This is a genomic window from Tenacibaculum sp. nBUS_03, from assembly GCF_051201695.1.
In the GTDB taxonomy this organism is placed as follows: Bacteria; Bacteroidota; Bacteroidia; order Flavobacteriales; family Flavobacteriaceae; genus Polaribacter.
Genome location: NZ_CP179214.1, coordinates 3,073,161 through 3,093,440, shown reverse-complemented (window position 1 = coordinate 3,093,440; position 20,280 = coordinate 3,073,161). Strand labels below are relative to the sequence as shown.

Annotated in this window: 15 protein-coding genes and 2 tRNA genes; 7 read left to right on the top strand and 10 right to left on the bottom strand. The window is 31.2% G+C overall.

What is annotated here, in order from left to right; translation table 11 throughout:
- Positions 1-20: 20 nt before the first annotated feature.
- The 3 genes from ACMFBB_RS14265 to ACMFBB_RS14255 all read right to left on the bottom strand — a co-directional run bounded on the left by ACMFBB_RS14265 (position 21) and on the right by ACMFBB_RS14255 (position 6,633).
- Entirely contained in the window at positions 21-2,426 is a 2,406-nt protein-coding gene (locus tag ACMFBB_RS14265; protein WP_435261424.1) for a helix-turn-helix domain-containing protein, read from the bottom strand.
- A gap of 218 nt (positions 2,427-2,644) precedes the next feature.
- Positions 2,645-3,856, bottom strand: coding sequence for a 2-oxoglutarate dehydrogenase complex dihydrolipoyllysine-residue succinyltransferase (gene odhB, locus ACMFBB_RS14260; RefSeq protein WP_435261423.1), 1,212 nt, complete (start codon positions 3,854-3,856; stop codon positions 2,645-2,647).
- 38 nt (positions 3,857-3,894) lie between these two features.
- Complete coding sequence (locus ACMFBB_RS14255; protein ID WP_435264311.1) at positions 3,895-6,633, bottom strand: 2-oxoglutarate dehydrogenase E1 component; 2,739 nt, start codon at positions 6,631-6,633, stop codon at positions 3,895-3,897.
- 258 nt (positions 6,634-6,891) lie between these two features.
- Between ACMFBB_RS14255 and ACMFBB_RS14250 the strand changes: the two genes are divergently transcribed.
- Positions 6,892-6,965, top strand: a tRNA-Asn gene (locus tag ACMFBB_RS14250).
- A 61-nt stretch (positions 6,966-7,026) separates the two neighbouring features.
- Positions 7,027-7,100: transfer RNA gene (locus ACMFBB_RS14245), tRNA-Asn, on the top strand.
- Positions 7,101-7,379: 279 nt separating this feature from the next.
- On the opposite strand, the gene ACMFBB_RS14240 is transcribed toward ACMFBB_RS14245, so the two are convergent.
- A complete protein-coding gene (locus ACMFBB_RS14240; RefSeq protein ID WP_435261422.1) occupies positions 7,380-9,335 on the bottom strand; it encodes a putative porin in 1,956 nt (651 codons plus the stop codon).
- 70 nt (positions 9,336-9,405) lie between these two features.
- Here ACMFBB_RS14240 and ACMFBB_RS14235 point away from each other — a divergent pair, with 70 nt between their 5' ends.
- Positions 9,406-10,005 (top strand): ribonuclease HII, encoded by a 600-nt coding sequence (locus ACMFBB_RS14235; RefSeq protein WP_435261421.1) that lies wholly within the window; start codon positions 9,406-9,408, stop codon positions 10,003-10,005.
- 1 nt (position 10,006) lies between these two features.
- Here the strand turns inward: ACMFBB_RS14235 and ACMFBB_RS14230 are convergent, their stop codons facing one another.
- Positions 10,007-10,534 (bottom strand): hypothetical protein, encoded by a 528-nt coding sequence (locus tag ACMFBB_RS14230; protein ID WP_435261420.1) that lies wholly within the window; start codon positions 10,532-10,534, stop codon positions 10,007-10,009.
- A gap of 58 nt (positions 10,535-10,592) precedes the next feature.
- Here ACMFBB_RS14230 and ACMFBB_RS14225 point away from each other — a divergent pair, with 58 nt between their 5' ends.
- The gene (locus tag ACMFBB_RS14225) at positions 10,593-11,648 is read left to right on the top strand and encodes a nucleoid-associated protein (RefSeq protein WP_435261419.1); all 1,056 of its coding nucleotides are present in this window, start codon (positions 10,593-10,595) and stop codon (positions 11,646-11,648) included.
- 52 nt (positions 11,649-11,700) lie between these two features.
- Here the strand turns inward: ACMFBB_RS14225 and ACMFBB_RS14220 are convergent, their stop codons facing one another.
- Positions 11,701-12,291, bottom strand: coding sequence for a PhnA domain-containing protein (locus ACMFBB_RS14220; protein ID WP_435261418.1), 591 nt, complete (start codon positions 12,289-12,291; stop codon positions 11,701-11,703).
- A 59-nt stretch (positions 12,292-12,350) separates the two neighbouring features.
- Here ACMFBB_RS14220 and ACMFBB_RS14215 point away from each other — a divergent pair, with 59 nt between their 5' ends.
- The gene (locus ACMFBB_RS14215; protein WP_435261417.1) at positions 12,351-12,854 is read left to right on the top strand and encodes a GNAT family N-acetyltransferase; all 504 of its coding nucleotides are present in this window, start codon (positions 12,351-12,353) and stop codon (positions 12,852-12,854) included.
- 169 nt (positions 12,855-13,023) lie between these two features.
- Here the strand turns inward: ACMFBB_RS14215 and rimM are convergent, their stop codons facing one another.
- From rimM to ACMFBB_RS14200, 3 genes are all read right to left on the bottom strand, one after another.
- Complete coding sequence (gene rimM, locus ACMFBB_RS14210) at positions 13,024-13,551, bottom strand: ribosome maturation factor RimM (RefSeq protein ID WP_435264310.1); 528 nt, start codon at positions 13,549-13,551, stop codon at positions 13,024-13,026.
- A gap of 17 nt (positions 13,552-13,568) precedes the next feature.
- Positions 13,569-14,069: a 30S ribosomal protein S16 gene (locus ACMFBB_RS14205; RefSeq protein WP_435261416.1), complete on the bottom strand. Its 501-nt coding sequence runs from the start codon at positions 14,067-14,069 to the stop codon at positions 13,569-13,571.
- A 155-nt stretch (positions 14,070-14,224) separates the two neighbouring features.
- On the bottom strand, positions 14,225-14,416 hold the full coding sequence (locus ACMFBB_RS14200) for a cold-shock protein (protein WP_093869969.1): 192 nt from the start codon (positions 14,414-14,416) through the stop codon (positions 14,225-14,227).
- A 242-nt stretch (positions 14,417-14,658) separates the two neighbouring features.
- Here ACMFBB_RS14200 and dnaE point away from each other — a divergent pair, with 242 nt between their 5' ends.
- Both dnaE and ACMFBB_RS14190 read left to right on the top strand, forming a co-directional pair.
- The gene (gene dnaE / locus ACMFBB_RS14195) at positions 14,659-19,032 is read left to right on the top strand and encodes a DNA polymerase III subunit alpha (RefSeq protein ID WP_435261415.1); all 4,374 of its coding nucleotides are present in this window, start codon (positions 14,659-14,661) and stop codon (positions 19,030-19,032) included.
- A gap of 7 nt (positions 19,033-19,039) precedes the next feature.
- The gene (locus ACMFBB_RS14190) at positions 19,040-19,399 is read left to right on the top strand and encodes a hypothetical protein (protein ID WP_435261414.1); all 360 of its coding nucleotides are present in this window, start codon (positions 19,040-19,042) and stop codon (positions 19,397-19,399) included.
- A 4-nt stretch (positions 19,400-19,403) separates the two neighbouring features.
- Here the strand turns inward: ACMFBB_RS14190 and ACMFBB_RS14185 are convergent, their stop codons facing one another.
- On the bottom strand, positions 19,404-20,231 hold the full coding sequence (locus ACMFBB_RS14185) for a hypothetical protein (protein ID WP_435261413.1): 828 nt from the start codon (positions 20,229-20,231) through the stop codon (positions 19,404-19,406).
- Between the last annotated feature and the right edge of the window lie 49 nt (positions 20,232-20,280).

The window sequence follows — 20,280 nt, the reverse complement described above, 5'->3', positions numbered from 1 at the left end:
GATTATTTAAAAAATATTTTTTATTTTTCCATAGATAACAAAACCATACGAATCTCCATGTAAGAGTAACTCTTATCTAATTTACCTTTAAGATCCGATAAATTTTCATACTCAGTACGTTCAATATCATTGATTAATTTTTTATAGGTATCTAAGGAAATTAATTCCAAAACGTCTACCTCTCCTGAGGAAATAAAACTAACTAGATGACTTTCTATGGTTCCAACTGTTAAAGATCTTTCATTTGCTATTTCTTTAAGAGACATACCCGATTTGAATAACTCAAAACTAATCTGTTTCGTTGGCTTTTTGTCTTCTTTTCTTTGCTGATTTAGTTTATTTATACCATTCTCTATACAATATTCTTCTATGGCTTCTAAAATTTCTTCTCCGTGTTTATTAACACGGATTTTTCCCATTCCATTTACCTTTAACAACTCTTTTTTGGTTCTCGGTAATGCGTCACAAATTGCATATAATGTTTCTTGTGTAAACACTTGAAAATGTGGAATACTTAAAGATTTAGAAATGTCATCTCTTAATTCACGTAATTTTAAAGCCAAAATCGGGTCTCTTTTTGAAGAGAGTTTTTTCTTTTTAGTAGGGGCTACTTTTTGTAACACAGCATTCGCTCTTACTTGTAAATACTCTTGCACCTTAAAACTCTTGACCATTTTTTTTAAAGCAAATAACTTTTCTTCAAGTTTTTCCTGTAAAATATCAAACTGTTTAGAAAAATCTTTTTTTACTGCTTTATTATCAGACGAAAAAGAGATAGCATCTAATGGTGTTTGTATTTTATTATTTGTTTGCGTTAAAAAATAAGCTACCGCTTTTATAAATCGTTCCTGAATCACTGTACTGTGTTCTGGTAAGACTTCATCATCAGAAAGTTGTATTAATTGATTTTTAAAGCCATTTGAAACTTTCATTAAGGCAACTACTCCATTATCTTTTATAACTTGCAAATGCTCTATAACTTCACCTTTAATACTAGTTTTATTTTTATAAAAGATATCTATTAAACGAGTAACTGGGTACAACAAACTCTGATAATCAAACAATTCAGAAATTAAATTTAATTGAAACTCTTTTTCAGATTCATTTAAAACTTGTTCATCTGGATAATTCTCTTCAATACTTTCATTGAATGAACTTACTGTTTTATCATTGATTATTGCGGTAGTAGAAATTTGTGTTTTTAACACCAATCCTTCTAAAGAAGTACACCTACTCAAAGCGACATAAGTTTGACCATGGGCAAAAGATGCTTCAGCATCAATAACAGCTTTTTCAAATGTTAACCCTTGACTTTTATGTATTGTAATTGCCCATGCCAACCGTAATGGAATCTGGGAAAAAGACCCAGCTATGTCTTCTTTAATTTCTTTAGTCTCTTCATTAATAGAATAATTAATATTCTCCCAAGTCTCTTTTTCTGTAATAATCTCATCTATCTCATTCCTGCACTGAACAGCTACTGTTTCACTAGAAATATCAGTAATAATTCCTATTTTCCCATTAAAGTATCTTTTTTCAGGGGAAGAATCATTTTTTATAAACATCACTTGAGCTCCAACTTTTAACTCTAACTTTTCATGATTAGGATAAGAATTCTCATTGAACTTTCCTGATACTTCAGCTTCAAAATAACGACTTCTTGTTGTTAATTCCTTTAACTCCGATTCATTAATTGAATTGGCTCTTTTATTATGCGTTGTTAAAGTTATGTATCCGTCTTCTTTGCTTGGAGAAAAAGTAGGGTTATAATGTTCATTCAAAATACTTGCAGACTCTTTTGACAAAGAATCTGTTCTAATTTCATTTAAAATTTTAATAAATTTTTCATTTTTTTGACGGTAAATATGCTTTAATTCAATAGAAACTACATTTGCTTCTTGGTAAGCTTTACTACTAAAAAAATAAACAGTTTTATAATATTTCTGAAGTAAACTCCACTCATTTGGTTTAACTACAGGAGCTAACTGTTGTAAATCTCCAATCATTAAAACCTGAGCACCACCAAACACTTTATTTCTATTTTTATAACGTCGCATTACTTGATCAATACCATCCAATAAATCAGCCCTAACCATACTAATTTCATCAATAATAACTAAATCTAAAGATTTAATAATGTCAATTTTAGTTTTAGAAAATTTACGTTGTTGATTGGAAGTATTAGTTATTTGATTTGGTAAAATCGGACCAAAAGGCATTTGAAAAAAAGAATGAATAGTAACTCCTTTTGCATTTATTGCGGCTACACCAGTAGGCGCAACAATAACCATTCTTTTTAAAGATTCATTTTTAATTTTATGTAAAAAAGTAGTTTTTCCTGTACCAGCTTTTCCTGTAATAAAAAGATTTCTATCTGTTTTTTCAATAAACTGTAAAGCTAGCTCTAACTCTCTGTTTTCAATCATTGTAATGATTTAATCTACTTTTATATTTTAACGACTTCATTTTTTCATAGTACCCATAAAACAACTGGTTCAAAATGTAATCATTATCATACTTAAATTAGTTGTTTAAAAAATCACAGGATATTGGTAATAATGTCTAATGTACCAAAATTTCATGAAATAAAAAATCCTACACAAACTGTGTAGGATTTTTTATAGTTATAAAACCTAAAACTGGTTTACATTTCTAATGCTTTTGTAGGATTATTATCCATTAGCAATTCTACTGGGTTTTCTAAAGCTTCTTTAACAGCAACTAAGAATCCAACAGACTCACGTCCATCAATAATTCTATGGTCATAAGATAATGCTACATACATAATTGGTTGAATTACAACTTCACCGTTAACAGCCATTGGGCGGTTCACAATATTATGCATTCCTAAAATCCCACTTTGAGGAGGGTTAATAATTGGAGTAGATAACATAGACCCGAACACTCCTCCATTAGTAATAGTAAATGTTCCTCCAGTCATTTCATCAACAGTTATTTGACCATCACGAGCACGTAATGCCAAACGCTTCACTTCGCTTTCAACACCTCTAAAAGATAAATTTTCAGCATTTCTTATTACAGGAACCATTAATCCTTTAGGACCAGAAACTGCAATAGATATATCTTGAAAATCGTGTTTTATTTGAAAATCACCATCTATCATTGAATTTACATCAGGGTATAATTCTAAAGCTCTAACAACAGCCAAAGTAAAGAAAGACATAAATCCTAATCCAACTCCATGTTTAGCTTTAAAAGCTTCTTTATACTGCTTACGTAAGTCAAAAATTGGTTGCATATTAACTTCGTTAAACGTAGTTAACATAGCTGTTTCACTTTTTACAGCTACTAAACGTTGCGCGACTTTTCTTCGCAACATAGACATTTTTTTACGCTCAGTACCTCTTGAACCGTTTGCTGGTTGTGTTCCCATAGAAGGTACAGCCTTTACAGCATCTTCTTTAGTAACACGTCCATCTTTTCCTGTTCCTTTAACACTAGAAGCGCTAATTCCTTTCTCTGCTAATACTTTTTTAGCAGCTGGAGAAGCAGTACCTGTAGCATAGGTTTCTTTTTTAGCTTCAACCTTAGGAGCCTCAGCTTTTGGCGCCTCCTCTTTTTTAACTTCAGTAGAAGATCCTCCTTTTGGTTTTGCTGCACCCATATCAATATGGCACACTACAGCTCCAACTTCTACAGCATCACCTTCTTCAGCTTTTAAAGTAATAATTCCACTTTCTTCGGCAGGTAATTCTAATGTTGCTTTATCAGAATCAACTTCAGCGATTGGTTGATCTTTTTCAACATAATCACCATCTTCAACTAACCAAGTTGCTATTTCTACTTCTGTAATTGATTCCCCCGGAGAAGGAACTTTCATTTCTAAAACACTCATGTTTTTTATTTTTATTCTGAAATACTTTCTTTCTTAATTTAATCGAAAACCTTATCTAAAACTCTTTGGTGACGACGCTTATAACGAGCACTTGAACCTGCAGCAGGAGCAGAATGATAATCTCTTGACGCACACTCTAATTTTGCTAATTCAAAACGTTCTAACATATATCCCCAAGACCCCATGTTTTTAGGCTCTTCTTGTGCCCAAACATAACGCTCTACATTTGGATATCTATCCATCACTTTTTTTATCTGACCATTATGCAAAGGAAATAACTGCTCTATTCTAACTAAAGCAACATCTTCTCTATTTAATTCTTCACGTTCAGCTAATAAATCATAATAGAATTTACCTGAACAGAACACCATTTTTTTCACTTTAGAAGTATCAACAGTGTCATCTATTACCTCTTGAAAAGTTCCATTTGCTAATTCTTCAATTGTATTTACAGCTTTAGGTAAACGTAATAAACTTTTTGGTGTAAAAACAACTAATGGCTTTCTAAAATCACGTTTCATCTGACGACGTAATATATGATAAATATTAGCAGGAGTAGAACAATTTGCTACAGTCCAGTTATCAATTGCTGATGATTGCAAAAAACGTTCAATTCTTGCTGAAGAATGTTCAGGTCCTTGACCTTCATAACCATGAGGTAACAACATAACCAACCCGTTTTGCAACTTCCATTTATCTTCTGCAGAAGATATGTATTGATCAAACACTATCTGAGCACCATTGGCAAAATCACCAAATTGAGCTTCCCAAATTGTTAACGTATTTGGAGCTGCCATTGCATATCCATAATCAAACCCTAAAACTCCATATTCAGATAAGTGAGAATTATAAATAGTCATTTCCCCCTTATTATTAGGATTCGTGTTTAATAGGTTCACACGTTCTAACGTTTCTTCATCTCGCATAATTGCGTGACGGTGAGAAAATGTTCCTCTTTCTACATCTTCTCCAGAAATTCTAATATTGTACCCTTCTTCTAATAAAGTTCCGTAAGCTAAATTTTCAGCAGTACCCCAGTCTAGTAAATTATCGTCAAAGACCATTTTTTCACGACCTTTTAGAATACGCTCAGCTTTACGCACAAACTTATGGCCAGTTGGCGTGGTCGAAATTACTTTTGCAATTCCTTTTAAAGCTTCTACCGAGTATGATGTATCTACAGGCTGCAGCATATCTTGCAATTGTTTCCGAACAAAACCATCCCATACCTCAGGCATAAACTCTTGAATTTTAGAAGTGGTTTTCTTTTTCGACTCTGTAAACTCAGCTTCTAGATGAGATTTAAACTCATCCGTAATCTGCTTAACATAATCAGAAGATATACTTCCTTCATCAATTAATTTTGCGGCATAAATTTCTTTTGCGTTTCTGTGTTTTGAAATCGCTTTATATAGTTTAGGCTGCGTAAAACGTGGCTCATCACCTTCGTTATGACCATATTTACGATACCCTAATAAATCAATATAAATATCTTTCTTAAACTTCGTTCTATATTCAACAGCCATCGACATTGCATGACAAACTGCCTCAGCATCATCAGCATTTACATGCAATACAGGTGACAAAGTTACTTTTGCAACATCTGTACAATAAGTACTTGAACGCGCATCTAAATAATTGGTTGTAAACCCAACTTGATTATTTACTACAACATGAATTGTTCCTCCTGTTTTATAACCGTTTAAGTTCATCATTTGACCAACCTCATACACAATACCTTGACCAGCAATTGCAGCATCACCGTGAACTAATATTGGTAAAATTTTACCATTATCTCCCTTATAGTCTAAATCAACTTTAGCACGAACAATTCCTTCAGCAACAGCATCTACAGTTTCTAAATGTGATGGATTTGGAACCAAATTCATCTTCATTTTTTGACCACCTTTGTACTCTTTACTTAATGTTAGTCCTAAATGATACTTAACATCTCCATCAATATCTTGGTCTTCAAAATCTTTACCCTCGAATTCGCTAAATAAATCGCGAACAGGTTTTTTAAATATATTTACAAGTGTATTTAAACGACCACGGTGAGCCATACCTAAAACACACTCTTCTACTCCATATTTTTCGGCGGCATCTCGAAGCGCTACACTTATACCAGGAATTAATGTTTCACCACCTTCAACAGAAAAACGTTTTTGTCCTACATATTTTGTTTGTAAAAAACTTTCAAATGTAGAAGCTTGATTAAGTTTCGTAAGAATATATTTTTTTCCTTCTAAATCGTACGTAGGATGATTATCATTTTTATTTAAACGACTTTGCCACCATTTTAATTCTTCAGGATTTCTTAAGTACATGTACTCTACACCAATACTATCACAGTAAATTGCTTTAAGATGTGCAATTATTTGCGACAGAGGGCTTGGTCCCATGCCTAGTATATCTCCAGCGTTAAAAACTGTTGCTAAATCTGATTGTTTTAAACCAAAATTTTCTAAGTCTAGGCTAGGTTCATACTTTCTTCTTTCTCTAACTGGATTTGTTTTAGTAAACAAATGCCCGCGAGTACGGTATCCATTTATTAAATCAATTACCAAAAATTCTTTACGTACTTCTTCAGGGATTTCAATTAAATCTTCTTCGTCAGTTAACGAATAATCTTCATTTGCCAAATCATACCCTTGAAAAAAACTTCTCCAACTTGGTTCTACCGCATCAGGATTTTTTTGATACTGTTCGTACAAATCACCTATAAAACCTGTATGTACTGCGTTTAAGAACGAAAACTTGTCCATATTTTTTGTTATACTTTTCTTTATATAAGAATAATGAGGACAAAAATACAACTTTTAGGAAAAACAAGGTTTTTTTTTATTCTTAATTTCAAACACTTTTTTAAATAAACAACTATATTTTAAAAAAAAATTATTTGAAAAAATATTTGATAACAATTTGATTTTCAAACAGCATTCAATCTTATTTGTTTTTTTTTTACTTTTTATTTGCAAATATTAAAAAAACACTTAAATTTGCACTCGCATTTTAAGATACACACTATCTTAAATTCCTCCTTAGCTCAGTTGGTTAGAGCATCTGACTGTTAATCAGAGGGTCCTTGGTTCGAGCCCAAGAGGAGGAGCAGAAGGCAACTTGGAAGCCGATAATTTCCAAATTTTACATAGATTGTTCTATATGAACATTCCTCCTTAGCTCAGTTGGTTAGAGCATCTGACTGTTAATCAGAGGGTCCTTGGTTCGAGCCCAAGAGGAGGAGCAAAAAGACTTTACAACTTGTAAAGTCTTTTTTTATTATCCTATAGCTTAGTTATTTCCCTTCTGCGATATTTAATACCAAAGAAACCCCAAGGTATTCCGTGAAGAACAACATCAAACCAATCCATAAATTCCATAGAATTATTACCTAACAAAGCTCCTCTTGCTTTTATTCAATTTATTTCACCAATAATATATAAACTATTAAATAGAGCTAAACCTAATATTAGGTTAGATATTAAAAACAATTTCCAATATTGTTTAAGTGCTTTTTAATCTATTAAATAAACCAGTTCCAAACTACCCCAAAACGAATTGTAAAATCACGATATGGATGAGTAGGAGCAGATAAGTAATTTTTTTTAAGAAAAAAAGAACTAATATTTTCTGCTTTAAAATATATTCGAGTTCTTCTAACTCTTCCGTTAAAGAATAAATCAACCATTGGATATCCAATATCAGTTGTGTTTTGCAATCTAAATTCTCCCAATAAAGGATTATAAGCATTTGCCTTGTATTTTGAAAAGTATTTAAGAGTAGCTCCTATTTGCACAAAAAGAGGGTTCCCCTTAAACCAATTATCTGAAAAATACAATGTGTTTCTACTTACTAATTCGGGGACTCTTAAAACCTCGCTTCCACTCGCTACTTTTTGATACATTAACGTATTGTCTAGCGAAAACTTCCCTAAAGAAAATTCTTTTGACACTTTTAATTTTAAATAATTTATAGTCCCAGAATACTGCTTTGGGAGCTCTTCTTCATTAAAATAAGTATAATTATCTATATTCGTTAAATCAACAGATGCATTTCCCCACTTACTTTGAATCTCTCCTCCTAAAATCCTAGTTCCTATTGAAGCAAAATTGTTCTCCCAATTAAATTTGTTATAAATACTTTGATGTAGTAAAAAATTAAAATTTGGCTGTTTATTATTAATTCTAATTTTTGCTTTAACAGTAAACAAACTATCTTTTTTATAATATGCTTCGGCATATAAATTATTTCCAGCTAACCTTCCACTTCCTGGAGTTAAAGTACCTGTGGCATTCACATAAAAATTATTTACTTTCCCATTCCAGTCTGCCCCAAATGAAATTGCATTACCTTTTAATTTATTATTTTCTATTCCAACTAAATTATTCTGTAAATACTCGTATCCATAATTATAATTTGTATAACTTGTTTTAACCCTAAAATGCCCCAGTACGTATTTAGAATTAAAGTCTAAAAACAATTCATTATTATATAAAAGATAATCAGTTTTATTATTTAAATTCCCTACTGCTCTATTCTCATCAAAGATTGCAGAGGGTGTGACTTGCTTAAATTCAAAATATTTAGAATCTCTAATAAATTGATGTCCTACTTTTAAATTAGAAAAATCTTTATTATTTAGTGAATCTCTGGATGACAGCAGTTTAAATGTATGTTCAAAAAACAATCTTTTACCTTCAAAAACACTTTCCGCATCATTCAAATTAACGTCTAATCTACCTCTATTACTACTAAAATCAGGATTGTCATTTAAAAAATTCAATAAAGATTCACTTTCTAAACCTCCATTTTCATCGTTTGCAAGATCTTGATTAACCGCATGCCCTCTTATAGCATATTGCCCTTTTGGTGTTTCGTAATGAAAAGAAACTCTAAAATTCCCATTACTAGCCAGTGATCGTCTATAAGTACCCAAAGACCGTATTCCTTTATATGTTAAAGCTACATTTAATCGTTTTGAAAAATTTACTGTAAATAATGTTTCTAAAACCTGACCTTGTTCTAACCCTCCTCGATATAATATTTCAGTTGTTGGTGTTGGCACTTGATAATATTTTACATCTTCAATATTTATGTAATTAAACTGTTTTGCTCTAAAACCGATATCTGGAAACTGAGAAATGGCGTTAAAATCATATCCTAAATTATTAAAAGTCTGACCTTGGTTATGAAACGCTAATAATTCAAAATTATCTTTTCTTAAAAAATTAAATTTATAATTCTTTTGTATTGTTAAAGTAGTATCTATGATAGTGGTATCTCTTTGATGTGAAATAATTTTATAATCTGTGTATTTAGTTCTTCCACTTAATTCTACATCAATTTCATCACTGGGTAATGAATCTCTATTCTGATTAACACCTCCTAAACCTCCAAAACCACCTTCTAACTCTCTAATTTGCGAAAAAACAAGTTGTACACTTATCAAACAAAAAAATACTAAGAAACTTTTTTTCATACCTACAAAAGTATAATAATAAAATGAGAAAAAATGTGAATGTTTTCTTTGAAAACTGTTAATTTGTAGTATGTTGAAACTAAATTATAGCGGATTTTCCTTAGAGGCAGGTACAGACGAAGCAGGAAGAGGTTGTTTATCTGGTCCTGTAGTAGCTGCTGCTGTTATTTTACCGGCTGATTTTGAGCATGAATTATTAAATGACTCTAAACAACTTTCAGAAAAAAAACGAAATGAGCTACGTCCTTTTATCGAAAAAAACTCATTAGCTTTTGGTGTTTCTTTTATCTACCAAGATGAAGTTGATGAAATTAATGTACTACAAGCTTCTATTACTGGAATGCACCGCTCTATAAAACAATTAAGCGTACAACCAGAGTTTATAATTGTTGACGGTAATAAATTTAAACAATATAAAGAAATCCCCCATGCAACTATCATTAAAGGAGATGCCAAATATATGAGCATTGCTGCAGCCTCTGTTTTAGCTAAAACCTATAGAGATGATTATATGGATAAAATTCACCAAGAATTTCCAGAATATAATTGGAAAAAAAACAAAGGCTACCCAACCAAAGAACACCGTAACGCTATTCGTGAATTTGGAGCAACAATACATCATAGAAAATCTTTTAAATTACTACCTGAGCAATTAAAACTTAAATTATAGTCTATTTTGATTTTACCCCTATAAAATGATCAGACTTCAACTTAAACAGTACATTAAAAGTAGTTAAACTACCATAAATTCGAGTAATGTACTGCTGTAAATCTACTTTATCTTGATCTGCTAAAGTTTTACTTGCGTTTATCTTTTGCTCCATTACTCTAATGCGATCGCGAACCATTACTATTTTATGAAAAAATGTATCAATAGGTATTTCCTTGGCACTTAAATTAGCATCGGCTGGTTGTATAATTAAATTCCCTCCTTTAAATTTATCAGCTATCGGTACAATTTCAGTAACATCACTCCATTGCTTTAAAATTTTTCGTAGCGAACTTTCTACCTCATAAAAACTTACAGTATCTACTTCTTGATTTACCGCTTCAATAGTTTCAAAATCATCATTTAACGCTATTGTTTCTAATCCGTTTTCCTGAAAAGTAACCCAATAATGGTTGCTATCAACGTTAGTAACTACACCAAATCCATATTCTGAGTGATTAATTCTTGATCCTATTCCTAATAATTTCATATTCTATTATTTTTAACGGTACTAAAATACTTATTTTTGTCTTTCAATTTTTTAGAATATGATTAAAAGAACACGTGCCGAAATTAATAAATGTATTATTCATAAAGTTGCTAATAAATACAATAGTGGACAAAATGCTTTATCTGAAAGTTTAGTTCGTTTTGACGAAGAAAGCTATGAGCTGTTAATGCCTTTTTTATTAAAAAACTTTGGTACTGTTACACAAAGCTACCGCTTTAGCCACCATGCTGATGTTCGATTAAACGAAATTAACAAATATACTTCTGATGTTTTTGAAGATGAAAGTAATGAAACTTTTATTGAAAATTCAAAAAACATTGTTAACCACTTATATGAACAATCTAACTCTGCCAATATAAAAACAGGAGATGTAATTGTTGCTTATTTTGAAGGAATTGAATATAAAGATGTTTTAACAGAAGCTGTTGGGATTTTTAAAATTGAAAGTAAAGTTGATTTTTTTCAAACATATTTAGATGATGAAAGTTTTGATGTAGTTGTACAAAAAGGTATTTCAACAAAAAAATTAGACAAAGGGTGTTTAATTTTAAACTCTTCCGACACTGAAGGAACCGTTGTTTTATCTATTGACAATAATAATTATGATGCTCAATACTGGATAAAAAACTTTTTGAGTGTGAAATTTGCAGATGATAGAAATCTACATACTCAGAATTATTTAGAAATGTGTAAAGACTTTTCTGAAGAAATTATAAAACCTGAACTAGGAAAACAAGAACAAAGTTCATTTTTAGCAAATACAGTTGACTATTTTAAAGAGCATGAAAGTGTAGACTATCATGGATTTAAGGATGAAGTTTTTGAAGATGACAAACATAAAGATATGTTTGAAGACTATAAAAAACATTTTGAAAAGTTGAATGATGTTTTAATTAGAAATAATTTTGAAGTATCTGACCCGGTTTTAAAAAAGGAAAAAAGTAAATTTAAAACTGAAATTAAACTAGATACGAACATCCAAATTAAAATTGATGTTGATGCTCCTGATGCCTCTACTGAATATTTAGAACAAGGATATGATGAGGATAAAAAAATGAAATATTATAAGGTATATTATAATGCTGAAAAATAATTTAACCCAAAAAAGCTCGAATTTAATTAAATTTGAGCTTTTTTAACATAGACTACTCTTTTTCAGACATTTTCTTTACATAATCTGTAATTATCACAATTTGAGTAGGCCCTACTTTTCCTTCAATATACTTAGCGTTTTCATGATCTAAAGAAATTCTTCGAACTGCGGTTCCTTGTTTCGCCACCATACTTGACCCTTTTACCTTTAAATCTTTTATTAAAACAACACTATCACCTGCTTCTAAAATAGCACCGTTAACATCACGGTGTATTATTTTTTCACTTTCATCTAAATGCTCACCAGTAGCTTGGGCAAAACGCAACTCTTCATCTTCTAAGTACATCATATCTAACAAGTCTTGTGGCCAACCTTCATTTTTTAGGCGATGTAACATTCTCCATGCTACTACTTTTACAGCCCTGAACTCACTCCACATACTATCATTTAAACACCTCCAGTGGTTTACTTCTGTTTTATCAGCATCTGTAACTTGACCTATACATTTCTCACAAGCTAACAAACTTCCATCTACTCCACCTGTTGAAATTGGTGATACTTCATATATTTTTAAATCCTTTTTTGTAGTACACAACTCACATTGATTTCCACTTCTTTCTTGCAACTCCTCTAGTAAACTCATTTGTTATAAATTAAAGAAACAAAAGTACATTATTAAATGAATTTATCTATTTTTAAATCATGATATTAAAGACTGAAAGATTAACATTAAAAAAGGTTGAAGCAAACGATGCTCCCTTTTATTTTAAACTATTTAATGATCCAGATTTCATTAAAAACATAAATGACAAAAACCTAAAATCAGTGGAGGAAACCTATACCTTTTTAAAACAAACAATGATTCCTAAATTATGCAAAAACGGATTAGGGTTCTTTACTGTTTACGAAAATGAAAAAAACACTCCTATTGGAGTTTCAAGCTTGCTAAAAAGAGAAAAAACTGATTATTTTGATGTAGGCTATGCGTTTCTACCCATAGGAAGAGGAAAAGGATATGCTTTTGAGGCAACTCAACGCATTATGAAGTATACTAAAGAAATTTTAAAACAAAATAAAATCATAGCGTTTACAATGCCTCAAAACCAAGCATCAAAAAAACTATTAACAAAACTCGGTTTTAATTACATTGGCTTAAAAGAAATTCATAAAGGAAATAAGGATAGTCTTTTTGAATACACCTTTTAACTTTAAAGCAGATAAAAAAGGCTTACCAAAAAATTATAAAACTCTTTTAATCAAACTATAATGAAGTTAATTGTAAATAAAGGTTTTAATATTTTTATAAAAACAAAATAAAAACCTTTTGAGCGTATCTTTTATCTTTATAGCTATACACAGAAATTATTAATTCTGTTTAATCAAGATACAGGTCAATCAAACCCTCTGGAGTAGAAACCTCAACAACTTTATTATCTCTATCTATTTTATGAATGAAGTTATCAATCATTGGAATAAAAATTTCAATATCACCTCTATTTATTTCAAACAAAGGCTGTGCAGAAGTATCATTGATACTTTTTATTTCTCCAACTTCTCCAAATTTCACATCAATAACAGTAAAACCAATTACTTCATGATAGTAAAATTTATTCCCAGTAAGCTTAGGTAATAAATGTAATGGTAAATAAATACCTGCACGCATTATAGCATCTGCATCTTGCTCAGTATTTACATCTTCAAACTTAACACGAAACATAGTGCTTTTACTCAAAGATGATTTTTCAATAAAAAAAGGAATCAAGTTATTGCCTAAATCGACAAAAACTGATTCCAAATTTCTATAAAGTTCAGGTTCATCAGTATCTAACTTGATAACTACCTCACCCTTAAAACTATGTTTTTTAACGATTTTGCCAAGATAAAAGCAATCTTCTTTTTGCATCATCGTACTATAGTTTTTTATTCTTCACTGTCTGCTCCGCCTTCTACTGCAGCGTCCTCACTATCAACAGCAGGAGTGTTAGCAGCAATACGCGCTTCATTAACAGCTTTTTCAGCTTCTAGTGCTTTTGCTTTAGCATCTGCTTGAGCTTTAGCTAAACCATCCACTTTACCAGCTACTTTACCAGACTTTTCTTCTAACCAAGCAGCAAACTTTGCTTCGGCTTGCTCTTCAGTTAAAGCTCCTTTTTTTACTCCACCAGCTAAATGGTTTTTCAATAAAGCTCCTTTGTAAGATAAAATTGTTCTAGCAGTATCAGTTGGTTGCGCTCCATTTTGTAACCACTGTACAGCACCATCGATATCTAAATCAATAGTAGCAGGGTTCGTATTTGGATTGTAAGTTCCTAATTTCTCTAAGAAACGTCCATCTCTTTTAGCTCTTGAATCTGCAGCTACTACCCAGTAAAATGGCTTCCCTTTTTTACCGTGTCTTTGTAATCTAATTTTTACAGGCATAATTTTAATTTGTAAGGTACACGTACCTTGATTATTAATTAAGTGCGCAAATTTATAAAATATTTTCCATATACAACCATAAATACACATCTATTTAAAACAAAAAAAAGAGCCTGAAAAACAAGCTCTTAAGAAAATAAAAATACTGTGAAAAATTATATCACTCTAACGCTAACTGCGTTTAATCCTTTTTTTCCTTCTTTTAGTTCAAACTCAACAGTATCACCTTCTCTAATCTCATCGATTAAACCTGATACGTGTACAAAGTGCTCTGTGTTTGATCCTGTTTCTGTAATAAATCCAAAACCTTTAGATTCATTGAAGAACTTTACTGTTCCTTGTTTCATTGTAAAAAATATTATATTAAAGTACAAATATACTTTTATTAACTGATAATTAATCAATTTTTTCGGGTTTATTTAAAACTTAACATCTTGATAACACAACAACTAACACTTTATTCATCTCTCTTAAAAAGAGTAATCTCACTATAAAATTAATCGTTAATAACTTCTAGAGAAAACAATCTAAATTCTTTGTATTTTTACACATTGTTTTTTGACAATTCTTCAATAAGAAAACTATACCGATGTACTTAATTTTTGATACTGAAACTACTGGATTACCAAAAAGTTGGAATGCTCCAATTACGGATACTGATAATTGGCCAAGATGTATTCAAATTGCTTGGCAACTGCATGATGAAATGGGTAATTTGATTGAAAATAATGATTTTCTTATAAAACCTGATGGATTTAATATTCCTTATGATGCTGAACGAATTCATGGTATTTCAACTGATTTAGCAAATGAACAAGGTATTTCTTTGAATGAAGGATTACAGTTATTTAATGAGGCTTTAAGAAAAACAAAATTTGTTGTTGGTCAGAATGTAGGTTTTGATGTGAATATAATGGGATGTGAATTCCATCGTTTAGGAGTCGAAAATAATTTAACCAAATTACCCGTTTTAGACACCTGTACCGAGCATACAGCATCACTTTGCCAAATTCCTGGAGGTCGTGGAGGTAAATTTAAATTACCCACACTTACTGAATTACACAATCATTTATTTGGTAGTGGTTTTGGAGAAGCTCATAATGCTACTGCCGATGTAGAGGCTACTACTCGATGTTTTTTAGAACTTATCCGCTTACGTCAATACACTGAAGAAAAGCTTGATGTTTCATCTGATTACTTTAAACGGTTTTCAGAAGCAAACCCAATGCCTATAAAAGTAATTGGATTAAAACACTTAAATCTTAAAAGAGAAAGTGAAAAAATACGCAAACAAAATACTTCTAAAACTGATGTTGATAGTACTATTTCTACTGCTGAAGGGTTAGCCACTTTAAAAGATGTTCAATTTGCTCATTTACATAATCATACTCAATATTCGGTTCTTCAATCTACTATTCAAATTGGAAATATCGTAAAAGCAGCTGCAAAAGACAACATGTCTGCAATTGCTATGACTGACACAGGTAACATGATGGCTGCTTTTCATTTTGTTCAAGCAGTATTAAATCATAATAAATCAATAGATGCCGCAAATAAAGAAGCTATTGAAAAAGGAGAAAAACCAAACGGACAAACTATAAAACCAATTATTGGTTGTGAATTTAATGTTTGTACTGATCACACAAATAAAAGTCAGAAAGACAACGGACATCAAGTTGTACTTCTAGCTAAAAATAAAAACGGATACCATAACCTAGCTAAAATGTCTTCTATCGCTTTTGTAGATGGCTTTTACTACATTCCTAGAATTGATAGAGAGGTTATTAAAAAATATAAAGAAGATGTTATTGTTTTAACTGGAAACCTCTACGGAGAGGTTCCTAGTAAAATATTAAATGTTGGAGAAGCTCAAGCAGAAGAAGCTTTACTTTGGTGGAAAGAACAATTTGGTGATAATTTGTACATCGAATTAATGCGTCACGGACAAGAAGATGAAAAAGTTGTTAACAAAACGCTCATAGAGTTTTCTAAGAAACATGATATAAAAGTAGTTGCCTCAAACAATACTTTTTATCTAGAAAAAGAAGACGCTAATGCACATGACATTTTATTATGTGTTAAAGATGGTGAAAAGCAAGCAACACCAAAAGGAAGAGGAAGAGGATATCGTTATGGTTTACCCAATGACGAATATTACTTTAAATCTTCAGATGAGATGAAAATCTTATTTGCTGATCTTCCAGAAGCCATTATAAACATTCAAGAAATCGTAAATAAAGTTGAGCCTTTTACACTAGCTCGTGATGTATTATTACCTGCCTTTGATATTCCTGAAAAGTTTAGAGATGAAAAAGATAACGAAGATGGAGGTAAACGAGGTGAGAATAATTTTTTACGTCATTTAACTTATGAAGGTGCGAAAAAAAGGTATGGAGAGATTACTGAAACTATTCGTGAACGTTTAGATTTTGAGCTCGAGGTTATTGAAAAAACGGGGTATCCTGGATATTTCTTAATTGTAGAAGATTTTATTCGAGAAGCGAGGAACATGGATGTTTCTGTTGGACCCGGTCGTGGTTCGGCAGCTGGAAGTGTAGTCGCTTTTTGTTTATGGATTACCAATATAGATCCTATAAAGTATGATTTACTTTTTGAGCGTTTCTTAAATCCTGAACGTGTATCAATGCCCGATATTGATATTGATTTTGATGATGAAGGAAGAAGTCGAGTAATGGATTACGTAATTGATAAATATGGAGCAAATCAAGTAGCTCAAATTATCACTTATGGTACGATGGCTGCTAAATCTTCTATTAGAGATACAGCAAGAGTATTAGATTTACCTCTATTTGAAGCTGATAGAATCGCAAAATTAATTCCTGGAATGAAGTTGAAAAAAATCTTTTCTTTAGATGAGAAAGGATTAAAAGAAAAGCTTCGCTCTGAAGAAATTGAATTAGTTAACGAGTTAAAACGCTTATCTGATGGGTCTGATCTAATGGCAGAGACCATCAATAAAGCAAGAATTTTAGAAGGCTCAGTTCGTAATACTGGTATACATGCCTGTGGTGTTATTATTACACCTGATGATATTACAAAATTTGTACCTGTAGCTCTTGCTAAGGATTCAGACATGTATGTTACCCAATTTGACAACTCAGTTGTTGAAAGTGCAGGACTTTTAAAAATGGACTTCTTAGGGTTAAAAACATTAACCCTTATTAAAGATACTGTTAAAATTGTTAAGGCTAGACATGGTGTAGATTTAGATCCTGAAAACTTTCCAATTGATGATGTAAAAACGTACGAACTATTCCAACGTGGAGAAACTATAGGTATTTTCCAATATGAATCTGCCGGAATGCAAAAGTACATGCGAGAGCTAAAACCTACAGTTTTTGCCGACTTAATTGCAATGAATGCCTTATACAGGCCTGGTCCGTTAGAATATATACCTTCTTTTATTAGAAGAAAACATGGAGATGAAGAAATAGAATATGACCTTCCTGTAATGGAAGAGTATTTAGCTGAAACGTATGGAATTACTGTTTATCAAGAGCAAGTAATGCTTTTATCACAAAAACTAGCAGATTTTACTAAGGGGGAAGCCGATGTACTTCGTAAAGCCATGGGTAAAAAACAAATTGCTGTTTTGGCTAAAATGAAACCTAAATTTGTAGATCAAGCAAAATCTAATGGACATGATGAGGAGAAGTTAGAAAAAATCTGGAAAGACTGGGAAGCTTTTGCTTCTTATGCCTTTAACAAATCTCACTCAACATGTTATGCATGGATTGCCTACCAAACGGCCTATTTAAAAGCGCATTATCCTGCTGAATATATGGCTGCAGTACTTTCTAATAATATGAATGACATAAAGTCTGTATCATTTTTTATGGAAGAATGCAAACGTATGGGGCTGGAGGTTTTAGGTCCAGACATCAACGAATCGTTTTCAAAATTCTCTGTAAATAAAGAAGGGGCAGTTCGTTTTGGAATGGCTGCCATCAAAGGAGTTGGTGCTAATGCTGTGAAAGCTATTATTGATGAACGTAAAGAAAATGGAAATTTCAACTCTATTTTTGATGCTTCTAAACGGGTTGATTTGCGAGTTGCTAATAAAAAGGCATTTGAAGGATTAATTTTAGCAGGTGGTTTCGATTCTTTTGCTAGTACTCATAGAGCTCAATACTTTGTTGAAGATGAAAAAAATCAAACTTTTTTAGAAAAAGCTCTTCGTTTTGGTAACAAATATCAAGAAAACAAAAATTCTTCTCAAGTTTCATTATTCGGAGAAGCCTCGGCTGTTGAATTACCTGAGCCTATTATTCCTGAATGCGAAACTTGGGGTACTATGGAATTACTTGCCAAAGAAAAAGAAGTTATTGGAATGTATATTTCTGCTCACCCATTAGACGATTTTAAAAATGAACTTAAATTTTGTAATGCCTCTCTTTCTCACTTCAAAGACATTGCTAAATACGAAGGTCTAGCTTTAACTTTTGCTGGAATTGTTACTGATGTTCAACATCGTGTTTCTAAAGCTGGAAAAGGATGGGCCTCATTCATTGTTGAAGACTATAATGACAGTTATGAGTTTAGAGTTTTTGGCGAAGAATATTTAAGATTTAAACACTTTTTGGTTCCAAATTCATTCTTATTTGTAAAGACTATGATCAAACCTGGTTGGACAAACAAAGAGGGAGTAAAAGGAGATCCGAGAGTTTCTTTTACTGATTTTAATTTACTTCACGACATTATGGATAAAATGTGTAAAAAAATCACCATTACAATGCCGTTAGATAAGGTTAAAGAAAATACTATTAAAGATTTACAACATTTATTTGCACTCAATAAAGGATCACAAGGACTAAATTTTACAATATGGGACGCTGATGAGAAAATAGAATTGAATTTACCTAGTAGAACAACAAAAATTAAAATCTCTAATGAGTTTCTAAAAGCTTTAGATGAGCAGTTTATTAATTACAAATTGAATTAATTAAAAAATGTCTACTCCTATTCAAAATAGTACAGATTTATTATCTAACATAAAGAGCAATAAACTATACAACGACCTTATAAATCAGCTAAATAAAGACCTTAGCCTTACAGGAAACAACCTTCATTTTTCTCAAGACTATGTTCCTTTGACTTTGAAGAAAAAACTTCAAGCAAAAATCAAAGAACTCATCATTAATGATTTTGATTTATTTACAAGCCTTTTATATCGCATTGACGTTTCCGAAAATGATATACAAAAGATTGAATCAACTAACATTGATTTATATGCACAAAATATTACTTTTTTAATTTTAAAGAGAACTTGGAAAAAAGTACTTTTTAAAGATCAATATAGAGAAAAATAAAATCTTATATTATAAAGCTATTAATTAAACGATCTATATCATAATCATGGCTCTCTTTAATATTATTAAGCCACTGTAACGTATCATTGTGATCGAGAAAACTATTAAAAGCCTCTCTAACTACAATACGATTTTGTTCAGGTAAATCATCAATTACTTCGGTTAAGTTATCTAAAAGGTGTGTTGGTGATATTCTTTCTTCACAAAGTTTAAATGCTATTTTACCTGTAACTTCCAAAAACTGTAAGTAATTTTTTTTGTTAGTAATAGGAATATCAATTTTCAATTTGTTAAAAACTTCCCTAACAACTCTTGCCGTTTGCCTCCCCCAAATACCATCTACCAAAATTTCTTCTTTATAAATATATTTTAAAACCAATTGTAAATATAATGTTTCAGATTTTGAGTTTTCATTATAATCTACCGGCACACTAGTATCTACATGCCAATGATCCTTATGGTTTGGATAATAATAATTCAATACGATTCCAAAATGCTTTCTTAAAAAAGACTCTATACCTAAATACAATTCTTTTTGATGAACGAAATTCATTGAAACCAAAGTTTTATCTTTCCAAAAAATTGCGTCTAAATCAAAAGCCTTTCCATGACTATGTTGCCCTGGTTTGTTTACAAATATTCCTGCGGTAGTTATTACTTCAGGGAATCCTAATGGGCAATTTTCAAAAACTTCATATAAAGCTTTTTCCAATACATTGAAAAAATTTTCCTCAATTAAAAAATACCGTTGCTCCCCTCTTGTTCCATATGGGTGATTAGTCAATCTTGCATAGTGTAATGGGATACCACTAACTTGATTTATTTTTATCATAATTTATTATTTTTACTAGTACACAATCAATTCTAAATAAACATTCATT

Bases quoted from the DNA above. Each gene is read 5' to 3' on its own strand.
- ACMFBB_RS14265 (WP_435261424.1), bottom strand. From the start codon at position 2,426: ATGATTGAAAACAGAGAGTTAGAGCTAGCTTTACAGTTTATTGAAAAA.
- odhB (WP_435261423.1), bottom strand. From the start codon at position 3,856: ATGAGTGTTTTAGAAATGAAAGTTCCTTCTCCGGGGGAATCAATTACA.
- ACMFBB_RS14240 (WP_435261422.1), bottom strand. From the start codon at position 9,335: ATGAAAAAAAGTTTCTTAGTATTTTTTTGTTTGATAAGTGTACAACTT.
- ACMFBB_RS14235 (WP_435261421.1), top strand. From the start codon at position 9,406: ATGTTGAAACTAAATTATAGCGGATTTTCCTTAGAGGCAGGTACAGAC.
- ACMFBB_RS14230 (WP_435261420.1), bottom strand. From the start codon at position 10,534: ATGAAATTATTAGGAATAGGATCAAGAATTAATCACTCAGAATATGGA.
- ACMFBB_RS14225 (WP_435261419.1), top strand. From the start codon at position 10,593: ATGATTAAAAGAACACGTGCCGAAATTAATAAATGTATTATTCATAAA.
- ACMFBB_RS14220 (WP_435261418.1), bottom strand. From the start codon at position 12,291: ATGAGTTTACTAGAGGAGTTGCAAGAAAGAAGTGGAAATCAATGTGAG.
- ACMFBB_RS14215 (WP_435261417.1), top strand. From the start codon at position 12,351: ATGATATTAAAGACTGAAAGATTAACATTAAAAAAGGTTGAAGCAAAC.
- rimM (WP_435264310.1), bottom strand. From the start codon at position 13,551: ATGCAAAAAGAAGATTGCTTTTATCTTGGCAAAATCGTTAAAAAACAT.
- ACMFBB_RS14205 (WP_435261416.1), bottom strand. From the start codon at position 14,069: ATGCCTGTAAAAATTAGATTACAAAGACACGGTAAAAAAGGGAAGCCA.
- ACMFBB_RS14200 (WP_093869969.1), bottom strand. From the start codon at position 14,416: ATGAAACAAGGAACAGTAAAGTTCTTCAATGAATCTAAAGGTTTTGGA.
- dnaE (WP_435261415.1), top strand. From the start codon at position 14,659: ATGTACTTAATTTTTGATACTGAAACTACTGGATTACCAAAAAGTTGG.
- ACMFBB_RS14190 (WP_435261414.1), top strand. From the start codon at position 19,040: ATGTCTACTCCTATTCAAAATAGTACAGATTTATTATCTAACATAAAG.
- ACMFBB_RS14185 (WP_435261413.1), bottom strand. From the start codon at position 20,231: ATGATAAAAATAAATCAAGTTAGTGGTATCCCATTACACTATGCAAGA.